Source organism: Mycobacterium sp. IDUB_17 (genome assembly GCF_055419465.1).
The window spans coordinates 194,266-213,098 of sequence record NZ_JBVAXS010000003.1 but is presented as its reverse complement, the minus strand read 5'-3'; the positions used below and the strand labels follow the sequence as shown (position 1 = coordinate 213,098).

Here is an 18,833-nt window from a genome sequence, read left to right as displayed (position 1 = left end):
CATGCCCTGCGCGCCACCGTAATTCACGTCGCGTCCAGATGGCCTTTGACCGCATCAAGCCGAGCCAACGAGCGAGGAACTCATGACTGACACCACGTTGCCACCCGGCGACGGAACATCTGACCGCATCGAACCGGTCGACATTCAGCACGAAATGCAGCGCAGCTACATCGATTACGCGATGAGCGTGATCGTGGGCCGCGCGCTGCCCGAGGTCCGTGACGGCCTCAAGCCGGTGCACCGCCGTGTGCTGTATGCGATGTACGACTCCGGTTTCCGCCCGGACCGCAGCCACGCCAAGTCGGCGCGCTCGGTGGCCGAGACGATGGGTAACTACCACCCGCACGGCGACTCCTCGATCTACGACACACTGGTCCGGATGGCCCAGCCCTGGTCGCTGCGGTACCCACTGGTCGACGGCCAGGGGAACTTCGGTTCGCCGGGTAACGATCCCGCGGCCGCGATGCGTTACACCGAAGCCCGGCTGACGCCGTTGGCTATGGAGATGCTGCGTGAAATCGACGAGGAGACAGTCGAGTTCATTCCGAACTACGACGGTCGGGTACAAGAGCCGACGGTGCTGCCGAGCCGGTTCCCCAACCTGCTGGCCAATGGTTCGGGCGGCATCGCCGTCGGCATGGCCACCAACATCCCGCCGCACAACCTGCGCGAGTTGGCCGAGGCCGTGTACTGGTGCCTGGAGAACCACGAGGCAGATGAGGAGGCCACCCTCACCGCGGTGTGCGAGCGGGTCAAGGGTCCGGACTTCCCCACCAGCGGCTTGATCGTCGGATCCCAGGGCATCCACGACGCCTACACCACCGGTCGCGGCTCGATCCGGATGCGCGGTGTGGTGGAGATCGAAGAGGACAACCGGGGCCGCACCGGCATCGTCATCACCGAGCTGCCGTACCAGGTCAACCACGACAACTTCATCACCTCGATCGCCGAGCAGGTGCGCGACGGCAAGCTGGCTGGCATCTCCAACATCGAGGACCAGTCCAGCGACCGCGTGGGCTTGCGAATCGTGGTGGAGCTCAAGCGCGATGCCGTCGCGAAGGTTGTGCTGAACAACCTCTACAAGCACACCCAACTGCAGACCAGCTTCGGCGCCAACATGCTGTCGATCGTCGACGGGGTGCCGCGCACACTGCGCCTGGACCAGATGATCCGGCATTACGTCGCACACCAACTCGACGTGATCATCCGCCGCACCCGGTACCGGTTGCGCAAGGCTAACGAGCGGGCCCACATCCTGCGCGGTCTGGTCAAGGCCCTCGACGCACTCGATGAAGTGATCGCGTTGATCCGCGCCTCACAGACCGTCGAGATCGCGCGCGCCGGCCTGATCGAGCTGCTCGACATCGACGAGATCCAGGCCCAGGCCATCCTGGACATGCAGTTGCGCCGGTTGGCCGCCCTGGAGCGCCAGAAGATCGTCGACGACCTGGCCAAGATCGAAGCCGAGATCGCCGACCTCGAGGACATTCTGGCCAAGCCGGAACGGCAGCGGGCGATCGTCCGCGACGAGCTGGCCGAGATCGTCGAGAAGCACGGTGACGACCGCCGGACCCGGATCATGCCGGCCGACGGCGAGGTCAGCGACGAGGACCTGATCGCCCGGGAGGACGTGGTCGTCACGATCACCGAGACCGGGTACGCCAAGCGCACCAAGACCGACCTCTACCGCAGCCAGAAGCGCGGCGGCAAGGGCGTGCAGGGTGCCGGGCTCAAGCAGGACGACATCGTCAACCACTTCTTCGTCTGCTCGACCCACGACTGGATCCTGTTCTTCACCACGCAGGGTCGCGTCTACCGGGCCAAGGCATACGACCTGCCGGAAACCTCACGCACCGCGCGCGGTCAGCATGTGGCGAACCTGCTGGCGTTCCAGCCGGAAGAGCGCATCGCCCAGGTCATCCAGATCAAGAGCTACGAGGATGCGCCATACCTGGTGCTGGCCACCCGCAACGGTCTGGTGAAGAAGTCCAAGTTGGTCGACTTCGACTCCAACCGGTCGGGCGGCATCGTGGCGGTGAACCTGCGCGACGGTGACGAGCTGGTCGGCGCGGTGCTGTGCTCGGCGGAGGACGATCTGCTGCTGGTCAGCGCGAACGGCCAGTCGATCCGGTTCTCGGCGACCGACGAGGCGCTGCGGCCGATGGGTCGGGCCACCTCGGGTGTGCAGGGCATGCGGTTCAACGAGGATGACCGGCTACTGTCGCTCAACGTGGTCCAACCGGATACATATCTGCTGGTCGCGACCGCGGGCGGCTACGCCAAGCGCACCGCGATCGACGAGTACACGGTTCAGGGCCGCGGCGGCAAAGGCATCCTGACGATCCAGTACGACCGCAAACGTGGCAGTCTGGTCGGAGCGCTGATCGTCGATGACGAGACGGAGCTGTACGCCATCACCTCCGGTGGCGGTGTAATCCGGACCGCCGCACGTCAGGTTCGCAAAGCTGGGCGCCAGACCAAGGGTGTCCGCTTGATGAACCTGGGCGACGGCGACACACTGATTGCGATTGCGCGCAACGCCGAGGAGGACTCGGATGCGGATGGTGAAGAGTCCGACGAGGCGTGACGCCGTCGCTGAGGCCCGACGCGGACCTCGGCCTGAGCTAAGGAGCTGTTAGGTGAGTTCACCGAGCGAGCCGGGGTACCCGCGAGCGGGCGACCGGCCCGGCAGCTCCAACGGCTCAGGTGCCGGGGCCGCCGGGACCGAGAGCACTTCGACGGCGAGCAAGACCGCCGGGGTCCAGGCTCGGCCCGCGGGCGGTCAGATCACCGAGACCGGTGAGGTGCCCCCGTGGCAGCGCGGAACCGGCAGGACCACGCCGCAGCCGCCAACCGAGACGCGCGACGAGAGTGCCCGTACGCCCGGCTCCCACTCCCCCGGTGTGGAAGCCCGACTGCAGCGCTTCGTCGCGGGCCCGGAGACCCAGGAGACGGAGCAGCAGCCCCGGCCGGCACGCGTGCCCTCGTCGGCCCCGGCCGCGCCGTCCGCCCCGCGCAGCGAGCCGGTGCGGTCCGAGGCCTACGCGAGTGAAATTCCGGACCTGTCGGCGCCGTCCCAGCGTCCGTCGCAACGCAAGACATCCGCCGATACCCAGGCGCCCAGATCCTCGAGTAACAGCCCGACCACCCGGATCCAGGTGGCCAACCGCACCCCGCATCAGGGGCCGGTCCGGGCCAGCATGCAGATCCGCCGGGTCGATCCGTGGACTGTGCTGAAAGTCTCACTGGTGCTGTCGGTGGTGCTGTTCTTCGTGTGGATGATCGCGGTGGCGTTCCTGTACCTCGTGCTCGGCGCGATGGGCGTGTGGAGCAAGCTGAACAGCAACGTGGGCGATCTGCTGACCAGCGCCAGCGGCGCCTCAGGAGGCGAATTGGTCTCCAGCGGAACGATCTTCGGAGGGGCGGCGCTCGTCGGCCTGGTGAACATCGTGGTGCTGTGTGCGATGGCGACCATCGGGGCCTTCATCTACAACCTGACCACCGATCTGGTCGGCGGAGTCGAGGTCACGCTGGCCGACCGGGATTGATTTGGGAGTCTGCGCCCCGGTGCGGTAATCTCTGCGCTCGGTCGATCCCAATTTTCGGGCCTATAGCTCAGGTGGTTAGAGCGCTTCGCTGATAACGAAGAGGTCGGAGGTTCGAGTCCTCCTAGGCCCACGACACCCGGTGTAACCGGTGATCATCGAGAGGTTGCGCCATGCGGTTCATACTTCTGGCCGGCATCGCAGCCGTCGCGGTGATCGTCTGGCGATCACGACACGGTGAAGAGGTTTGGCACGACGCGGAAAATCCGCAGTCGCGTCCGAGCGAGGGGCCTTAGCTCAGTTGGTAGAGCGCTGCCTTTGCAAGGCAGATGTCAGGAGTTCGAATCTCCTAGGCTCCACAAATCAAAACAGTCATGAGCGGTTCCGGTGTCAGATGCCGGAGCCGCTTTTTTGTTCGTGACCTCAACTCACCCAGTCGGTAAGCTGCCGCCGTCCCACAGATGGCAGGCCGGAGCTCGTCTGCCCTCGGGATGCTCCATACAGAGCCGGTAGCGCCACCGTGAGGAAGAGGAACTACGTGATACGAGCGTTCATCGTCGGACTGGCCGTGTTGGCCGTCGCTGGTTGCGGATCGGAAAGCAAGTCGGCGCCGTCGGAGCCTGCTGCCACCTCGGCTCAGGCCGAGGTGAGCGACGAGCAGCAGATCCGCGCTCTGATCGATGAGCAAGAGGCTGCGATGGCGGGGTTCAACTTCGACAGGATGGCCGAGCTGACCTGTGCGCAGTACCGTGACGTCGTTCTGGCCCAGCCGGACACGATGTTCCCACCGCTCAGCGAGGCCGGGACACCTGAGGAACTGGCCGCGAAGCCTGCCGACGTGATGGCCGAGGCGCTCAAACAGCAGTACCCCGCCGCATCAGATGCCACGATCGGCCAACTGGTCGATGCGTTGATCAGCTACGACGAACCGACCTACAAGGCGGCGAACCTCGAGATTCTCCGGCAGACAACGACAGTGACGATCGACAAGGTGGAGAACATCAAGGTCACCGGCGACAACGCGACGGCTGACCTGACCGTCACATGGAAATCAGGCGACAAGCCACCGGCCACGAGCACGGACTCGAACACGTTCCTCCGAGAGGACGGCCAATGGCTGGACTGCCAGGGGCCGTCGTCGGAATAGCCGGCCCGCCGACACCGGCAGCCAGGGATCGTCGAGGACCAGCACCCGTGATTGCCATGTGTCACAACAACTTTGGTGGGTTCTGGGGGCCGGGATCAGGGCCGGGGTGTCACGTCCACGCTGGGTGGCAGCGATGAAGGCTCGGGCCGGTTGGACCGCCGCACGATGGAGAATGCCACGGCCCCACCGGCCAGGACCGCTGCAGCCACCGCGGCGATCACCAACCGGCGACGGCGCCGCTTGGGCTGTGGCGCCGCGGCGGCCTCCTGCAGTACCTCGGGCAGTGCGGCCACCGCGGCTGCGGCCGCGGCAAGCTGACGGCGCAGCTTGCCCGACTCGTAGCGCTTGCGTAGCCCGGCCGCCGCGGCGGACACCGTGTTGGCGCTGATGCCCACCACACCACGGGTCACGTCGACCGGACCGACGGTGCTGTATTTCAAACCGCGGGCTAGGCGCTGACGGGGGGCCAACCGGGTATCGACGTTCGCGGTCATCGGGCACCTTTCTGGGCACTGGCGGCGGAGGTGGAGTAGGCCGGTATGTCGGCTGAGATCCAGACTGCCATCTCTGCGCGAGTCGCGGGGTGTTGGTGGGGTATCTGACGGTTGCCGGCGGCCGGGATGGCAGACTGAGTAGCCGTGACGAGCCCCATTCAGACCGCGACGGCGACACTGCACACCAATCGCGGCGACATCAAGATCGCACTGTTCGGAAACCACGCTCCCAAGACCGTGGCCAACTTCGTCGGCTTGGCGCAGGGCACCAAGGACTACAGCACCGAGAATGCCTCGGGCGGAACCTCCGGTCCGTTCTACGACGGCGTCGTCTTCCACCGGGTGATCGACGGCTTCATGATCCAGGGCGGCGACCCGACCGGCACCGGTCGCGGCGGCCCGGGCTTCCAGTTCGCCGATGAGTTCCACCCCGAGCTCCAGTTCGACAAGCCCTACCTGCTGGCGATGGCCAACGCCGGGCCGGGCACCAACGGCTCCCAGTTCTTCATCACGGTCGGCCAGACCCCGCACCTGAACCGGCGCCACACCATCTTCGGTGAGGTCGTGGATCCGGAGTCCAAGAAGGTGGTCGACGCCATCGCGTCCACCCCCACCGATCGTTCCGATCGTCCGGCCGATCCGGTTGTCATCGAATCGGTCACCGTGTCATAACGGGCCAGACCCCGCACCTACAAATGCGCGACGCCCCCGTAGTCGGGGGCGTCGCGTGTTGTGTGGGGTCCATTCCTCACCCGGCCGCGAAACCGGCCTGTGTGAGCGCGTCCAGGACGTCGAGAGGGTCCGTTCCGAGATCCCAGCGCGTGAGGACCACCAGGCGGTCGTCGACGGTGTCGATCTCCAGCAGGCGGACCTTGCGGGCGATCCGGCGGAACTCGGTGATGCGGATCGTCCGGATCTCATTCCGGCGATATGTCCGGGTGTGCCACCACCCGGCGACCGTGAGACCGTCTTGGTTAATTGCCAGTTTGGGTCGTGCCCGCCACGACAATGTTGCGAACGTGAGCAATCCCACCCCAGCTATGCCGGCAAGAACACGTCCGGGCGGGTCTGTGATCAGGGTCACAGCTGCGATAGCCATCATAAGTCCGGCTATGCCGCAACCAGCGACTCCGGCAGCAGGTGGTCCCCAATGAGTTTGCTGCACGGGCTCTTCACACCCTCTTACCGCGACTAATGGAGTTATCCACAGGTGCTATCCCCAATGGGGATGAATCACAACGATGTGATTGAGCATCGCCAAGGTTGCTGAACCGGTAACGCTGAAAACGTAAGATGAATTCATTATGACGTCGTCCGGGGTTATCGCCAGCGCATCGTGAGCAACAGCCCGCTGATCATGAAGGCAAAGGCAATCGCGTAGTTCCACGGACCCAGGTCAGCCATCCACTGGAGGAAGGATGGGGTGTCCACGGGGTTGGTCGCGGCCAACTGGAACACCAGCAGCCACAACAGGCCGAACAGCATGAGGCCGATGAACAGCGCGACGAACCACACACTCGACGGCCCGGCTTTCACCTTGACCGGGGTCCGGCTCACCGCCTTGATGGTGAAATCGTTCTTCTTACGGACTTTGGACTTGGGCATGGGTACCTTCGCGGACAGTCGGCGTCACACGGTGCGACGATGAGGCAGGATGCCTCACGAGCCTAACGTAGCTGCACGTCCAGGAGAGACTGCGATGGACCAACCGGATCGATCCCCGTGGCGCTTCGGCGTCCCGGTCGTCTGCCTGGCCGCCGGCTTGCTCTTGGCCGCTACCCACGGCGTCTCGGGCGGTGACGAGATTCGCCGTAGCGACGCACCGCGCCTCGTCGACCTGGTGCGCGAGGCACAGCAGTCGGTGGACCGGCTGACCGTCCAGCGCGATTCGCTGTCGACCGAGATCGACAGCCATCACGGCGGATCCCCCGGATCACACGCGGCGCTCGGGGCCATCACCCGGCGCTCCGCCGAGCTGGCCGTCGACGCGGGCACCGTGCCCATGCGGGGACCCGGCCTGGTCGTCACGCTCAACGACGCCCAGCGCGACGCCCAGGGCCGTTTTCCCCGCGACGCCTCCCCCGACGACCTCGTGGTGCACCAACAGGACATCCAGGCCGTCCTGAACGCACTGTGGAGTGCCGGCGCCGAGGGCATCCAGATGCAGGACCAACGCATCATCGCCACGTCGGCACCCCGCTGCGTCGGCAACACCCTGCTACTCAACGGACGGACCTACAGCCCGCCCTACGTGATCACCGCGATCGGCGATGCCTCCGCCATGCAGGCCGCGCTGGCGGCCGCCCCGAACGTCACCCTCTACAAGCAGTACGTGGTGCGGTTCGGATTGGGCTATGCGGAGGAGTCGCGCGCCGAGGTCGACCTGGTAGGGCACACCGAGCCACTGCGGATGCGCTACGCGAAACCCGCGGGCCCGGTCGGCTACTGAGCCGGTAACCTGGCCCGATGCAGGTTCTGGTCGTCGACAACTATGACAGCTTCGTGTTCAACCTGGTCCAGTATCTGGGTCAGCTCGGGGTGGACGCGCAGGTGTGGCGTAACGACGACGATCGCCTGGCCACCGAAGCCGACCTCGCCAAGGTGGCGGCCGACTTCGACGGCGTCCTGCTGAGCCCGGGCCCGGGCACGCCGGAACGGGCCGGAGCCACGATTCCGCTGGTGCGCGCGTGCGCCGCGGCCGGCACTCCCCTACTCGGCGTCTGCCTCGGGCACCAGGCCATCGGGGTGGCGTTCGGGGGCACCGTCGACCGGGCGCCCGAACTGCTCCACGGCAAGACGAGCGTCGTGCATCACGCCGATGCCGGCGTGCTCAAGGGCCTTCCGGATCCGTTCACCGCGACGCGGTACCACTCTCTGACGATCCTGCCCGAGACCGTGCCCGATGAGCTCGAGGTCATCGGGCAGACCGACGGTGGCGTCATCATGGCCGTGCGCCATCGACAGCTGCCGATTCACGGTGTGCAGTTCCACCCCGAGTCGATCCTCACCCAGGGCGGGCACCGCATGCTGGCCAATTGGCTCGGCGTGTGCGGTGCCGCTCCCGAGGAAGGCCTGGTGGCCACGCTCGAGGCCGAGGTGGCCCGCGCAGTGGCGGCGGCTACGACGCGAAGCTCAGTGTGATCTTCGCGCCGAAGTTCACCCCGGTGCCCGGGGACGGGCTCTGGGTGACGACCGCGTTGGTCCGCTGACCGCTGTCGCGCACGTCCGGCCCCTTGTCCAGGACCCCGGTCCAGCCCAGCGCGCTCAGGCGCTGGTAGGCGTCATCCCAGAACTGCCCGACCAGGTTGGGCATGACGAACTGGTTGCCCTTCGAGACATGGATCTGGATCGGGGTGTCCTTGGGCACCGACGTCCCGGCGGGCGGCTCGGTACCCACCACCTGGCCCGCGGGTGCGGTGTTGTCGACGTCGATCACGACGGTGTTGGTGAATCCCGACGCGGTGAGGATCTGTTTGCACACGTCGACCGATTGGCCGGTGCAGGACGGAACCGCAGTGTCCTCCGGGCCTGAACCGACCACGACGGTGACCTCGTAGATGATCCCCGCGGTCTGGTTGGCCGGCGGATTGGTGGCCAGCACCCGGCCCTTCTGTTCGGGTGTCGACGGGCTGGTGGATTCTTTGACCTTCTCGAACCCGGCGTCCTTGAGCTTCTGGCGGGCCTGGGACGGGGTCAACCCGGCCACATCGGGCACCTGAGCCTGCTGGGGTCCGGCGGAAACGTTCACGGTGATCTCATCGCCTGCGGCCACCATGCTGTTGGCCGCCGGGTCGGTGTTGATCACGACACCCAGGGCCACTTTGTTGTCAGTCTTGGGCTCGGTGCGGGTCTTGAAGCCGCGGTTCTGCAGTGCGGCAACGGCATCGGCCGAACGCTGGCCGCTCACGTCGGGCACCTGCACGTCGCGTGACGTGCCGTCGAACATGTTGATCGCCACCGTCACCACCACGGTCAACACCGCCAGCACCGCGACGGCGATCAACCAGCGGGCGATCGAGGCATTGCGGTCGGCCGGGCGGGGCACGACCATGTTCTGGGTGGGCACCCCGCCGCCCTGGGCCAGCATCGGCCCGGAGTTCATCATCGACGTCCGCTCGGCGTCGGTGAGCACCTTGGGGGCCTCCGGGGCCTCACCGCTGTGCACGCGGATCAGGTCCGTACGCATCTCGGCGGCGGTCTGGTAGCGGTTGTCCGGGTTCTTGGCCAGGGCCTTGAGCACCACGGCGTCGAGTTCCGGGGAGATGCCGGCGTGGCGTTGCGACGGCGGGACCGGATCCTCGCGAACATGCTGATACGCCACCGCCACCGGTGAATCACCGATGAAAGGTGGTTCCCCGGTGAGCATTTCGTAGAGCACACAGCCCAGCGAGTAGACGTCGGAACGGGCGTCGACGGTCTCACCGCGGGCTTGCTCGGGCGACAGGTACTGTGCGGTGCCGATCACCGCGGCGGTCTGCGTGACACTGTTGCCGGTGTCGGCCAAGGCCCGCGCGATACCGAAGTCCATCACCTTCACAGCGTTGTTCTTGCTGATCATGATGTTGGCCGGCTTGACGTCGCGGTGCACGATGCCGTGCTGGTGGCTGAAATTCAGCGCCTGGCAGGCATCGGCGATGACCTCGATCGCGCGGCGCGGCGTCATGGGCCCATCGGTGTGCACGATGTCGCGCAGCGTCACACCGTCGACGTACTCCATGACGATGTAGGGCAGCGGACCGTTGGGCGTCTCGGCCTCTCCGGTGTCGTAGACCGCCACGATGGCGGGGTGGTTCAGCGCGGCCGCGTTCTGTGCTTCACGGCGGAACCGGAGGTAGAAGCTGGGGTCACGGGCCAGATCGGCCCGCAGCACCTTGACCGCGACATCGCGGTGTAGCCGCGTGTCGCGTGCGATGTGGACTTCGGACATGCCGCCGAAGCCGAGAATTTCACCGAGTTCATATCGGTCAGAGAGGTGCTGAGGCGTCGTCATCGCAGTATCTGTTCCGGGGCCCCTGAGGTGGCCGGAGCGTCAGCCCCGGCTTCTCTGGGCAAGATCACGTGGAATGCCAGGTCCGGCAACGCTGCCGGGGTCTGGTAAGGCGTCGTCTGGGTCACCGTGTCGGTGACCGTGGGCGGTGGTGACTGCTGCTGATCCTTGCGATCCTGTGCATTGAGCACGATCAGGATGGCAATCACAATAGCGAGCGCGCCGAGTACCCCGGCGGCCCACAACAGGGCCCGCTGACCCGACGAGAACGTGCGCCGCGGAGCCGGTGCGGGCCGGTGGGCGGCGGTGGTCGGCCTGGCCCGGGTGGCGGTCACCGGGGTGCGGCCGGTGAGCTCGGCCGCGGCGCGGGCCTGGGCGGCCGAGGGAACCGCGGCCGGAGCGGCCCGGCCCAGAGTCGGGGCCTGGTTGGGACGCGGGGGACGGCGGCCGGAGCGCACCGCGGCGACCGCGTCGGCGAACGGCCCGCCCGACTTGTAACGCATCCCCGGGTTCTTCACCAGGGTGATCTCGATCAGCTCGCGGACGTTGGGCGGCAGATCCGCGGGCAGCGGCGGCGGGGTCTCCTTGATGTGCTTCATCGCGACCGTCAGCGCACCGTCGCCGGTGAATGGACGCTTGCCCGAAACCGATTCGTAGCCAACGACTCCCAGCGCGTAGACGTCGCTGGCAGCGGTGGCGTCGTGGCCGAGGGCCTGCTCGGGCGCGATGTACTGGGCGGTGCCCATCACCATGCCGGTCTGGGTTACCGGGGCGGCGTCGACGGCCTTGGCGATGCCGAAGTCGGTCAGTTTCACCTGGCCGGTCGGGGTGATGAGGATGTTGCCCGGCTTGACGTCGCGGTGGACCAGCCCGGCGGTGTGGGCCACCTGTAGCGCGCGTCCGGTCTGCTCGAGCATGTCCAGGGCATGCCGGAGCGAGAGCCGCCCGGTCCGCTTGAGCACCGAGTTCAGTGGCTCACCGTTGACGAGCTCCATCACCAGATACGCAGTGCGGCCCTCGCCGTCGATATCGGTCTCGCCGTAGTCGTACACGCTGGCGATGCCAGGGTGGTTGAGCATCGCCACGGTGCGGGCCTCGGCCCGGAACCGCTCGACGAATTCGGCATCTGTGGAGAACTCGGCCTTGAGCACCTTGACCGCGACGCGCCGGCCCAGCCGCGAGTCCACGGCCTCCCAGACCTGACCCATACCGCCGGTGGCGATCAGTCGCTGCAGCCGGTACCGCCCGGACAGCGTGACTCCAACCCGGGGACTCATGAATCCTCCCGTAGCGCCGCCGCGATGGTGGCGCGTCCGATCGGGGCGGCGAGTGCGCCGCCGGTGGCCGACAACCGGTCCCCGCCGTCCTCGATCAACACCGAGACCGCGACCTTGGGGTCGCTGGCCGGTGCGAATGCGATGTACCAGGCATGCGGCGGAGTGTTACGGGGATCCGTCCCGTGCTCTGCCGTACCGGTCTTCGAAGCGATCTGCACGCCGGCGATGGCTCCCTTCTGCTGAGTCACCTGCTCGGCGGCGACCATCAAGTCCGTAAGTGTAGCTGCGACCTGGGGTGACACCGCCCGGCGCTCTTGGGCGGGCGCGGTGGTGGCGATCGTGGTCAGGTCGGGTCCTTTTAGGCTATCCACAAGATACGGGCGCATGGCGATGCCGTCATTCGCGATGGTCGCGGCCACTTGCGCATTCTGCAGCGGAGTCAACGCGACATCACGCTGCCCGATGCTGGACATACCGAGCGCCGCGCCGTCGGAGATGGGTCCGGTGGTGGATTCGGCCACCTGCAGCGGGATGGCCGCCGGGGGAGTATCGAGCCCGAAGGCCTGGGCGGTGGCCTTGAGCTTGTCGGCCCCGGTTTTGATCCCCAGCTCGACGAAGGCGGTGTTGCACGATTTGGCGAACGCCTCGCGCAGGGAGGCGGTCGGTCCGGGCCCACACGGGGCCCCACCGAAGTTCTCCAGCGTGGCGGTGCTGTCGGGTAGCGGGATCCGCGGCGCCGCGGTCAGCTGGGTGTCCGGGGTGGAGCCGGACTGCAGGGCCGCCGCGGTGGTGATCACCTTGAACGTCGAACCCGGTGGGTAGGTCTCCGCGATGGCGCGGTTGAGAAGCGGGGACTGCTCGTTGTCGCGCAACTGCTGCCAGGCCTCGCTCTGCGCGTTGAGGTCGTGTGTGGCGAGCCGGTTGGGGTCGTACGAGGGGGACGACGCCATGGCCAGGATCTTGCCCGTCGAAGGCTCCAGGGCCACCACAGAGCCCTTGCAGGGGCCGTCATTGCAGCCGTGCTGCAGCGCGTCCCACGCCGCCTGCTGCACCTGCGGGTTGATCGTGGTGTCGACATTGCCGCCGCGCGGGTCGCGGCCGGTGAAGAAATCGGCGAGCCGACGGCCGAAGAGGCGCTCGTCCGAGCCGTTGAGGATGGCGTCCTCGGCCCGCTCCAGCCCGGTGCTCGAATAGCCCAGCGAGTAGAACCCGGTGATCGGGGCGTAGACGTCGGGGTTGGGGTAGGTGCGCAGGAAGCGGAACCGGCCGTCGGTGGCCACCGAGTAGGCCATCAGCTGGCCGCCGGCGGTGATCTGGCCCCGCTGACGCGAATACTCGTCGAGCAGCACCCGCTGGTTGCGCGGGTCGGCGCGTAACCCGTCGGCCGTGAAGACCTGGGTGATGGTGGCGTTGGCCAGCAGCAGCACGATCAGCACCATGATCGTGACTGCCACCCGGCGCAGGGAGGTGTTCATACCTTCTCGATCACCTCGGTGTTGGCCGCGGCGATGGGGGTCGGGTTCGGCGTCGGGGTGGTGGTGATGGGCCGGCGTGCGGCGTGCGAGATGCGCACCAGGATGGCCAGCAGGATGTAGTTGGCCAGCAGTGAGGAGCCGCCGTAGGACATCCACGGGGTGGTCAGGCCGGTCAACGGGATCAGCTTCGTGACGCCGCCGACGACGATGAACAGCTGAATGGCCAGCGTCGAGGCCAACCCGGCCGCCAGGAGCTTGCCGAAGCTGTCGCGCACCGCGATCGCCGTGCGCATGCCGCGGATGATCAGGATCGTGTAGAGCATGAGAACGCCTGCCAGCCCGACCAATCCGAGCTCTTCGCCGATCGCGGCGATGATGAAATCGGTGGCCGCGGCGGGCACGGTCCCGGGCTGTCCATTGCCCAGACCGGTGCCGAAGATGCCGCCGGTGGCGAAACTGAACAGGGACTGCACCATCTGGTAGCCGGCGCCGTCAGGATCGGCGAACGGATCGAGCCAGGTCTCCACCCGCACCCGGACATGGCCGAAAACCTGGTATGCCACAACGCTTCCCGCGGCGAACAAGGCGAGTCCGATGACCACCCAGCTCAGTCGCTCGGTAGCCACGTAGACCAGCACCAGGAACGACGCATACAGCAGAAGTGAAGTGCCCAAATCCTTTTCGAAAACCATCACACCCACTGAGGCCGCCCAGGCCAGCAGCAGGGGAGCCAGGTCGCGGGGTCGCGGCAGGTCGAGTCCGAAGAAGTGTTTCCCCGCGCTGGTGAACAGATCACGCTTGGCCACCAGCACGGCTGCGAAGAAGATCAGCAGCAGGATCTTGGAGAACTCGGCGGGCTGAATCGAGAAGCCGGGAAACTGGATCCAGATCTTGGCGCCGTACTGCTCGGAGTACTTCGCCGGCAACAACGCCGGAATGACAAGCAGCACAAGGCCGGTCAGCGCGCAGATGTACCCGTACCGGGCGAGCATGCGGTGGTCGGTCAGCAGTGCCACCACGACCGAGAACCCGATGACACCCACCAGCGTCCACATCATCTGCTGATTGGCGGTGCCGCCGAGCCCGTCGGAGGCCGTCTCACCCTTGGCCAGGTCCAGCCGGTGGATCATCACCAGGCCCAGCCCGTTGAGCAGTGCCACGACCGGCAGCAGCAGCGGGTCGGCATAGGGCGCGAACCGGCGCACGGCCAGGTGCGCGGCGCCCATCAGGACGATGAACGCGATGACGTAGCGGGCCAGATCCCAGTTCAGGCCCTGTTCCTGGTTGGCCTCGACGATCAGCAGCGCGACCGTGGTGATGAAGGCCGCGAACCCCAGAAGCAGCAGTTCCGCATTGCGCCGATTGGGTAGCGGCGGCGTGACGGTAACCGGCGACTGGGGCTGAGTCGTCATGACACCGCTCGGCAGTTCTTCCCCGGTTCTTGTGGTGGGGGAGGCAGCGCGGTGACCGTCGGTGACGGTGACGGCGGTGCCGGGGGCGGGGCAGCGGCGCTCCCGGGAACCCCGGGGGCAGGTGATTCAGGTGCGGGAGTCTCGGGGGCCGGCGGCTCCGCGCTGGGCGTCGGGGCCGGGGCCGGCGCGGCGCCAGGTGAGGGCGACGGTGACGGGCTGGGCACTGGGGCCGGCTTCGACGTCGTCGTGGGCGCGGTGCGCGTTACGCACACCGGCAGGACGGAGCTTCGGGCCAGATCGTTGATCTGCTGGATGGCTTCGTCCTGGGTGCCGCCGGGCAGACCGGCCCGGACCGAGGCCCGTTCGGAGGGCCGCATGTCATCGACCGCCATCAACCGGCAGTCGAGGCGGCTGCGCTCCTGGTCGGCGCTGATCAGCGACAGTTCGTTGCGTGCGTTGAGACAGCCGAGGCGATACGGCTCCTGCAGCGAGATGCCGAGGAAGGTGCCCTGGACCCCGCGCATGATGGACACCGTGCCCTGATGTTCGGCGACGTAATAGTTGTTGCGGATGATCTCCCGACCGATTGCCAGCCCCACGATGAGCACCAGCACCAGCAGCACAGCGGCGATCAGGATCCGGCGACGCGACCGCGGCCGGCGATCCGGCTCGGCCGGCTGGGGGACCACGCGTTTGGGTTCATTGCGGCGGGGATTGAACGCCGAGGCCCGTCCGGCGGCCGTGTCCGGGGGTGCGGTCTGGTCGTCGTCTCCGGATACCGCGCCGGCGAGGATCGGCTGCGTCTGCCCGTAGTCATAGTCGACGACGTCGGCGACCACCACGGTCACGTTGTCCGGGCCGCCGCCGCGCAGCGCCAATTCGATCAGCCGGTCGGCACTCTCGGCGACATCCTCGATCTGCAGGGCCTCGTTGATGGTCTCGTGGCTGACCGGATCGGACAGACCGTCCGAGCACAGCAGGTAACGATCACCGGCCTTGGCCTCGCGCATGATCAAGGTCGGCTCGACCTCGTGTCCGGTCAGCGCCCGCATGATCAGCGAGCGCTGGGGATGGCTGTGGGCCTCCTCGGCGGTGATGCGCCCCTCGTCGACCAGTGTCTGGACGAACGTGTCGTCCTTGGTGATCTGGGTCAGCTCACCGTCGCGCAGCAGGTAGCCGCGGGAATCGCCGATGTGGACCAGGCCGAGCCGGTTGCCCGCGAACAGGATCGCGGTGAGCGTCGTGCCCATGCCGTCGAGTTCGGGGTCGGCCTCCACGTGGGCCGCGATCGCGGCATTGCCCTGGCCGACCGCGGTATTGAGCTTGCTGAGCAGATCGCCGCCGGGCTCGTCGTCGTCGAGATGCGCGAGCGCCGCGATGACCAGCTGTGAGGCCACTTCGCCCGCGGCATGGCCACCCATGCCGTCGGCCAGCGCCAGCAGCCGCGCCCCGGCGTACACCGAGTCCTCATTGTTGGCGCGAACCAATCCGCGATCACTGCGCGCGGCGTATCGGAGAACGAGGGTCATAGTGTGTCTCGCGCTCCTCGCATGCGCGGTATCGATCCTGCTCCTCGCGCGCGGAGTGCCCGATCTGCTCCTCGCGTGCGCGGCGTCACGGACGCAACTCGATTACCGTCTTACCGATTCGAACCGGTGTTCCGATCGAAACCCTTACCGCTGTTGTCACCTTCGCCCTGTCAAGGTATGTGCCGTTGGTCGATCCTAGGTCCTCGACGTACCACTCCGAACCTCGTGGCGAGAGCCGGGCGTGGCGCGTCGAAGCGTAATCATCGGTGAGCACAAGAGTGGAGTCGTCGGCACGGCCGATCAGCACCGGCTGGGCACCCAACGTGATGCGGGTTCCGGCCAGTGCGCCCTCGGTGACCACCAATTGCCGCGCGATATGCCGTCGGTCCCGGCTCGGAAGCAGGGAACCGCGGAGAGCCAACCCCCGGCGGACCATCACCGCGCCCGTGGGCGCATAGATGTCGGTCCGCAGGATACGCAGCACCGACCAGATGAACAGCCACAGCAGCAGGAGGAAACCGACACGCGTCAGTTGCAGCACTAACCCCTGCATCTGACGTCCTCTCCGTATCCGCCCCACTGGTATCGCTCAGCTACCGTCGGCAACGTCACGATACTTGGACGCCGATCGCCGTGAGGGCGAAGCGGGGTGCTTGCCACTCAGGTGTGTCCGGTTTCAGACGCTCAGTGCACGCGCACGATGATCTCGGAATGGCCCAGCCGGATCACGTCGCCGTCGGCCAGCTGCCACTCCTGCACCGGTGCGTTGTTCACCGTGGTGCCGTTGGTGGAGTTGAGGTCTGACAGCAACGCGACCTGCCCGTCCCAACGGATCTCCAGATGCCGTCGTGACACGCCGGTGTCGGGGAGACGGAACTGGGCGTCCTGCCCGCGGCCGATCACATTGGCGCCCTCGCGCAGTTGGTAGGTGCGGCCGCTGCCGTCGTCGAGCTGGAGCGTGACCGCGGCGCCGCCGGCGGCATAGTCGCCGCCGCCGTACCCGCCCTGCTGGCCGCCGTAACCGGGTTGGCCACCCTGCGGTGCGCCGTACTCCCCGCCGCCGTAGCCGCCCTGCTCGCCATAACCTGGCTCGCCGTAGCCCTGCTCGGGGTAGCCGCCCTGCTGGGGCTCGGCGTAGCCGCGGCCGTAATCCTGCTGCTGGCCGTACTCCTGGCGCCCGTAGGGCTGCTGGCCGCCGGCGTACCCACCTTGCTCGGGGTAGCCGCCGCCCTGGCGTGGGTCCTGACGTCCGTAGTCGTACTCGCCGCCGCCGTAACCGGGCTGACCGCCCGGTGCGGGCTGGGCGGGCGGAGCGGGCTGGCCGTAGCCGCCGCCCTGCTGGCCGCCGTAGCCACGGTCATAACCGCCGCCCTGCTGGCCGCCGTAGCCGCCGGCGGGTGGACGCTGCTGCTCGTAGGACTGCGGGGGGTAGCCGCCCTGGTCGGGGTAGCCGCCTTGATCGGGGTACCCGCCCTGGTCGGGGTAGCCGCTCTGCTCGGGGTACCCACCGCGCTCGGCGCCGTAGCCGCCGCGCTGCGGGGGGTAACCGCCCTGGTCCTGAGGGGGGTAACCGCCGCCCTGATCCGGCGGGTACTGGCCACCGCGGGGATCGTCCTGCGGCCCGTAGCGGTCGTCGTAATAGTCGTCGCCGGGCCGCCCTTGTCCCTGGCCGCCGCGGTAATTCGGGTTATCGGTCATAGGTGGTTCTCCTGATTCTGCGGTGAACGCTTGGTCGCCTCGGGCTCGCGCGGATTCGCCAGCGGTCGAATCGGGGTTAACCGCGCCGTGTGCGCGGAACTGTCCGGTGTGCAAGTTCGATGATTGCTCGAATCTAACGACCACATCACCATACGTTTGCCACCCCTGATCACGAATGAATCCCCCCAGATGCTTGGCGAACGCGGACGAGGTCAGGTCAGTATCGGCGCTTACTTTCTGATAGTCAGTGCCACTGAGCGTAATTACGTAGGCGTTCGGTGCCAAAACTTGACCACCGGCCACGGTACGGGCCCGGGACTCGGCTTCCCGGCACAACGCCGTCTCTACTTCCTGGGGCACTATCGAGCCGCCGAAGACCCGGGCGAACGCATCGCCGACGGTCGACTCGAGTTTGCGTTCGATGCGGTCGACCAGACCCATGTCACCGCCCGCCTTTTCTCGTTGTCGCTCGTCGCCTCGGCACGGCCACCCGTGCTCCCGCGTGTCGCTCTGGCCACACTGCTCACAAGCATGGTATCGGCCTGGTGCCGTAATGCGGGACCAACAGAACTCTGAGAATTCGGTCGATGCAGGTCAGTGACCTGATCTAGATGAGCTTAAGGATCTTCTGACAGTCTGACGGCCGCTCCGGCGGCCCGCTGATCGGGCGGTTTGGGAACGGCGCGCTCGCAGTGTTACGCTCCCTCGGTCATTCGGGCGAGTGGCGGAATGGCAGACGCGCTGGCTTCAGGTGCCAGTGTCCTTCGGGACGTGGGGGTTCAAGTCCCCCTTCGCCCACAGAGAGCGGTTCAGATGAACCGCACACACAAAGGTCGCGAGCCCAATCGGGTTCGCGACCTTTGTGTTTTGGTATGGGTCTGGTCTTCAGTGGCGGGACTCGGTTCCGGGTAATCCCGAAAGTGAGCTTATCGGTCGGGCTGCGGGCGTGTAGACCGATTCCTCGGCGAGGCGGCGGCTCCATCCCCGCGCCCTTACCAGGCCATGGTCGTCGCGCTGTTCTTCTTTGTTGCGGTTTTGTGAGTAGCTCCGGCGACAGCTTCTCCGCGGCGCGCGTGTGTTTGGCATCACAGAAGTGGATTCTTCGCGCTCCTTGCATAGGTCACACCCACACCTGTGACCGGTTGAGAGAAAGTGTCAGGCGGGGTGGTGACGATGAAGCAAGCGATAACAACAAATTCGATGAAGTGATCCAGCGGCCGTAAACCGTGACCGAAGTATTGCTTCACCATCCGGCGTTCGCGTGCGCCC

The 18,833-nt window shown here is 66.8% G+C and carries 16 protein-coding genes and 3 tRNA genes; 9 read left to right on the top strand and 10 right to left on the bottom strand.

Annotated elements, in window-relative coordinates; genetic code table 11:
* Window positions 1–82: 82 nt before the first annotated feature.
* The 5 genes from gyrA (at window position 83) to ACZYZ7_RS13985 (ending at window position 4,692) form a co-directional block, all read left to right on the top strand.
* Complete coding sequence (gene gyrA, locus ACZYZ7_RS14005) at window positions 83–2,587, top strand: DNA gyrase subunit A (RefSeq protein WP_135459688.1); 2,505 nt, start codon at window positions 83–85, stop codon at window positions 2,585–2,587.
* 52 nt (window positions 2,588–2,639) lie between these two features.
* Window positions 2,640–3,548, top strand: coding sequence for a DUF3566 domain-containing protein (locus tag ACZYZ7_RS14000; RefSeq protein ID WP_450070962.1), 909 nt, complete (start codon window positions 2,640–2,642; stop codon window positions 3,546–3,548).
* Between the two features lie 56 nt (window positions 3,549–3,604).
* Window positions 3,605–3,678: transfer RNA gene (locus ACZYZ7_RS13995), tRNA-Ile, on the top strand.
* A gap of 153 nt (window positions 3,679–3,831) precedes the next feature.
* Window positions 3,832–3,904, top strand: a tRNA-Ala gene (locus ACZYZ7_RS13990).
* A gap of 179 nt (window positions 3,905–4,083) precedes the next feature.
* On the top strand, window positions 4,084–4,692 hold the full coding sequence (locus ACZYZ7_RS13985; RefSeq protein WP_450070961.1) for an Rv0361 family membrane protein: 609 nt from the start codon (window positions 4,084–4,086) through the stop codon (window positions 4,690–4,692).
* Between the two features lie 95 nt (window positions 4,693–4,787).
* Here ACZYZ7_RS13985 and cwsA read toward each other — a convergent pair whose 3' ends face one another.
* Window positions 4,788–5,186, bottom strand: a complete 399-nt coding sequence (gene cwsA, locus ACZYZ7_RS13980; RefSeq protein ID WP_450070960.1) for a cell wall synthesis protein CwsA — start codon at window positions 5,184–5,186, stop codon at window positions 4,788–4,790.
* A gap of 144 nt (window positions 5,187–5,330) precedes the next feature.
* On the opposite strand from cwsA, the gene ACZYZ7_RS13975 reads away from it, so the two are divergent.
* Window positions 5,331–5,858, top strand: a complete 528-nt coding sequence (locus ACZYZ7_RS13975; protein WP_450070959.1) for a peptidylprolyl isomerase — start codon at window positions 5,331–5,333, stop codon at window positions 5,856–5,858.
* Between the two features lie 76 nt (window positions 5,859–5,934).
* On the opposite strand, the gene ACZYZ7_RS13970 is transcribed toward ACZYZ7_RS13975, so the two are convergent.
* Both ACZYZ7_RS13970 and crgA read right to left on the bottom strand, forming a co-directional pair.
* The gene (locus ACZYZ7_RS13970; RefSeq protein WP_450070958.1) at window positions 5,935–6,351 is read right to left on the bottom strand and encodes a PH domain-containing protein; all 417 of its coding nucleotides are present in this window, start codon (window positions 6,349–6,351) and stop codon (window positions 5,935–5,937) included.
* A gap of 155 nt (window positions 6,352–6,506) precedes the next feature.
* Entirely contained in the window at window positions 6,507–6,791 is a 285-nt protein-coding gene (gene crgA / locus ACZYZ7_RS13965) for a cell division protein CrgA (protein WP_029110467.1), read from the bottom strand.
* Window positions 6,792–6,885: 94 nt separating this feature from the next.
* On the opposite strand from crgA, the gene ACZYZ7_RS13960 reads away from it, so the two are divergent.
* Complete coding sequence (locus ACZYZ7_RS13960) at window positions 6,886–7,635, top strand: DUF881 domain-containing protein (RefSeq protein ID WP_463741170.1); 750 nt, start codon at window positions 6,886–6,888, stop codon at window positions 7,633–7,635.
* A gap of 17 nt (window positions 7,636–7,652) precedes the next feature.
* The gene (locus ACZYZ7_RS13955; RefSeq protein WP_450070956.1) at window positions 7,653–8,327 is read left to right on the top strand and encodes an aminodeoxychorismate/anthranilate synthase component II; all 675 of its coding nucleotides are present in this window, start codon (window positions 7,653–7,655) and stop codon (window positions 8,325–8,327) included.
* Here the strand turns inward: ACZYZ7_RS13955 and pknB are convergent.
* From pknB to ACZYZ7_RS13920, 7 genes are all read right to left on the bottom strand, one after another.
* A complete protein-coding gene (gene pknB, locus ACZYZ7_RS13950; protein ID WP_450070955.1) occupies window positions 8,305–10,176 on the bottom strand; it encodes a Stk1 family PASTA domain-containing Ser/Thr kinase in 1,872 nt (623 codons plus the stop codon). The two genes, ACZYZ7_RS13955 and pknB, sit on opposite strands and share 23 nt — an antisense overlap.
* Window positions 10,173–11,450: a protein kinase domain-containing protein gene (locus ACZYZ7_RS13945; protein ID WP_135459698.1), complete on the bottom strand. Its 1,278-nt coding sequence runs from the start codon at window positions 11,448–11,450 to the stop codon at window positions 10,173–10,175. The genes pknB and ACZYZ7_RS13945 overlap by 4 nt, the downstream gene beginning before the upstream one ends.
* Complete coding sequence (gene pbpA, locus ACZYZ7_RS13940; RefSeq protein WP_463741169.1) at window positions 11,447–12,925, bottom strand: D,D-transpeptidase PbpA; 1,479 nt, start codon at window positions 12,923–12,925, stop codon at window positions 11,447–11,449. The genes ACZYZ7_RS13945 and pbpA overlap by 4 nt, the downstream gene beginning before the upstream one ends.
* Window positions 12,922–14,337 (bottom strand): FtsW/RodA/SpoVE family cell cycle protein, encoded by a 1,416-nt coding sequence (locus ACZYZ7_RS13935; RefSeq protein WP_463741168.1) that lies wholly within the window; start codon window positions 14,335–14,337, stop codon window positions 12,922–12,924. Before ACZYZ7_RS13935 ends, pbpA begins: the two co-directional genes overlap by 4 nt.
* Window positions 14,334–15,866, bottom strand: a complete 1,533-nt coding sequence (locus ACZYZ7_RS13930; protein ID WP_463741167.1) for a PP2C family protein-serine/threonine phosphatase — start codon at window positions 15,864–15,866, stop codon at window positions 14,334–14,336. Before ACZYZ7_RS13930 ends, ACZYZ7_RS13935 begins: the two co-directional genes overlap by 4 nt.
* A gap of 85 nt (window positions 15,867–15,951) precedes the next feature.
* Window positions 15,952–16,419: an FHA domain-containing protein FhaB/FipA gene (locus tag ACZYZ7_RS13925; protein ID WP_029110475.1), complete on the bottom strand. Its 468-nt coding sequence runs from the start codon at window positions 16,417–16,419 to the stop codon at window positions 15,952–15,954.
* Between the two features lie 131 nt (window positions 16,420–16,550).
* Window positions 16,551–18,005 (bottom strand): DUF3662 and FHA domain-containing protein, encoded by a 1,455-nt coding sequence (locus ACZYZ7_RS13920; RefSeq protein ID WP_463741166.1) that lies wholly within the window; start codon window positions 18,003–18,005, stop codon window positions 16,551–16,553.
* A gap of 274 nt (window positions 18,006–18,279) precedes the next feature.
* On the opposite strand from ACZYZ7_RS13920, the gene ACZYZ7_RS13915 reads away from it, so the two are divergent.
* Window positions 18,280–18,362, top strand: a tRNA-Leu gene (locus tag ACZYZ7_RS13915).
* The last annotated feature ends 471 nt before the right edge of the window (window positions 18,363–18,833 follow it).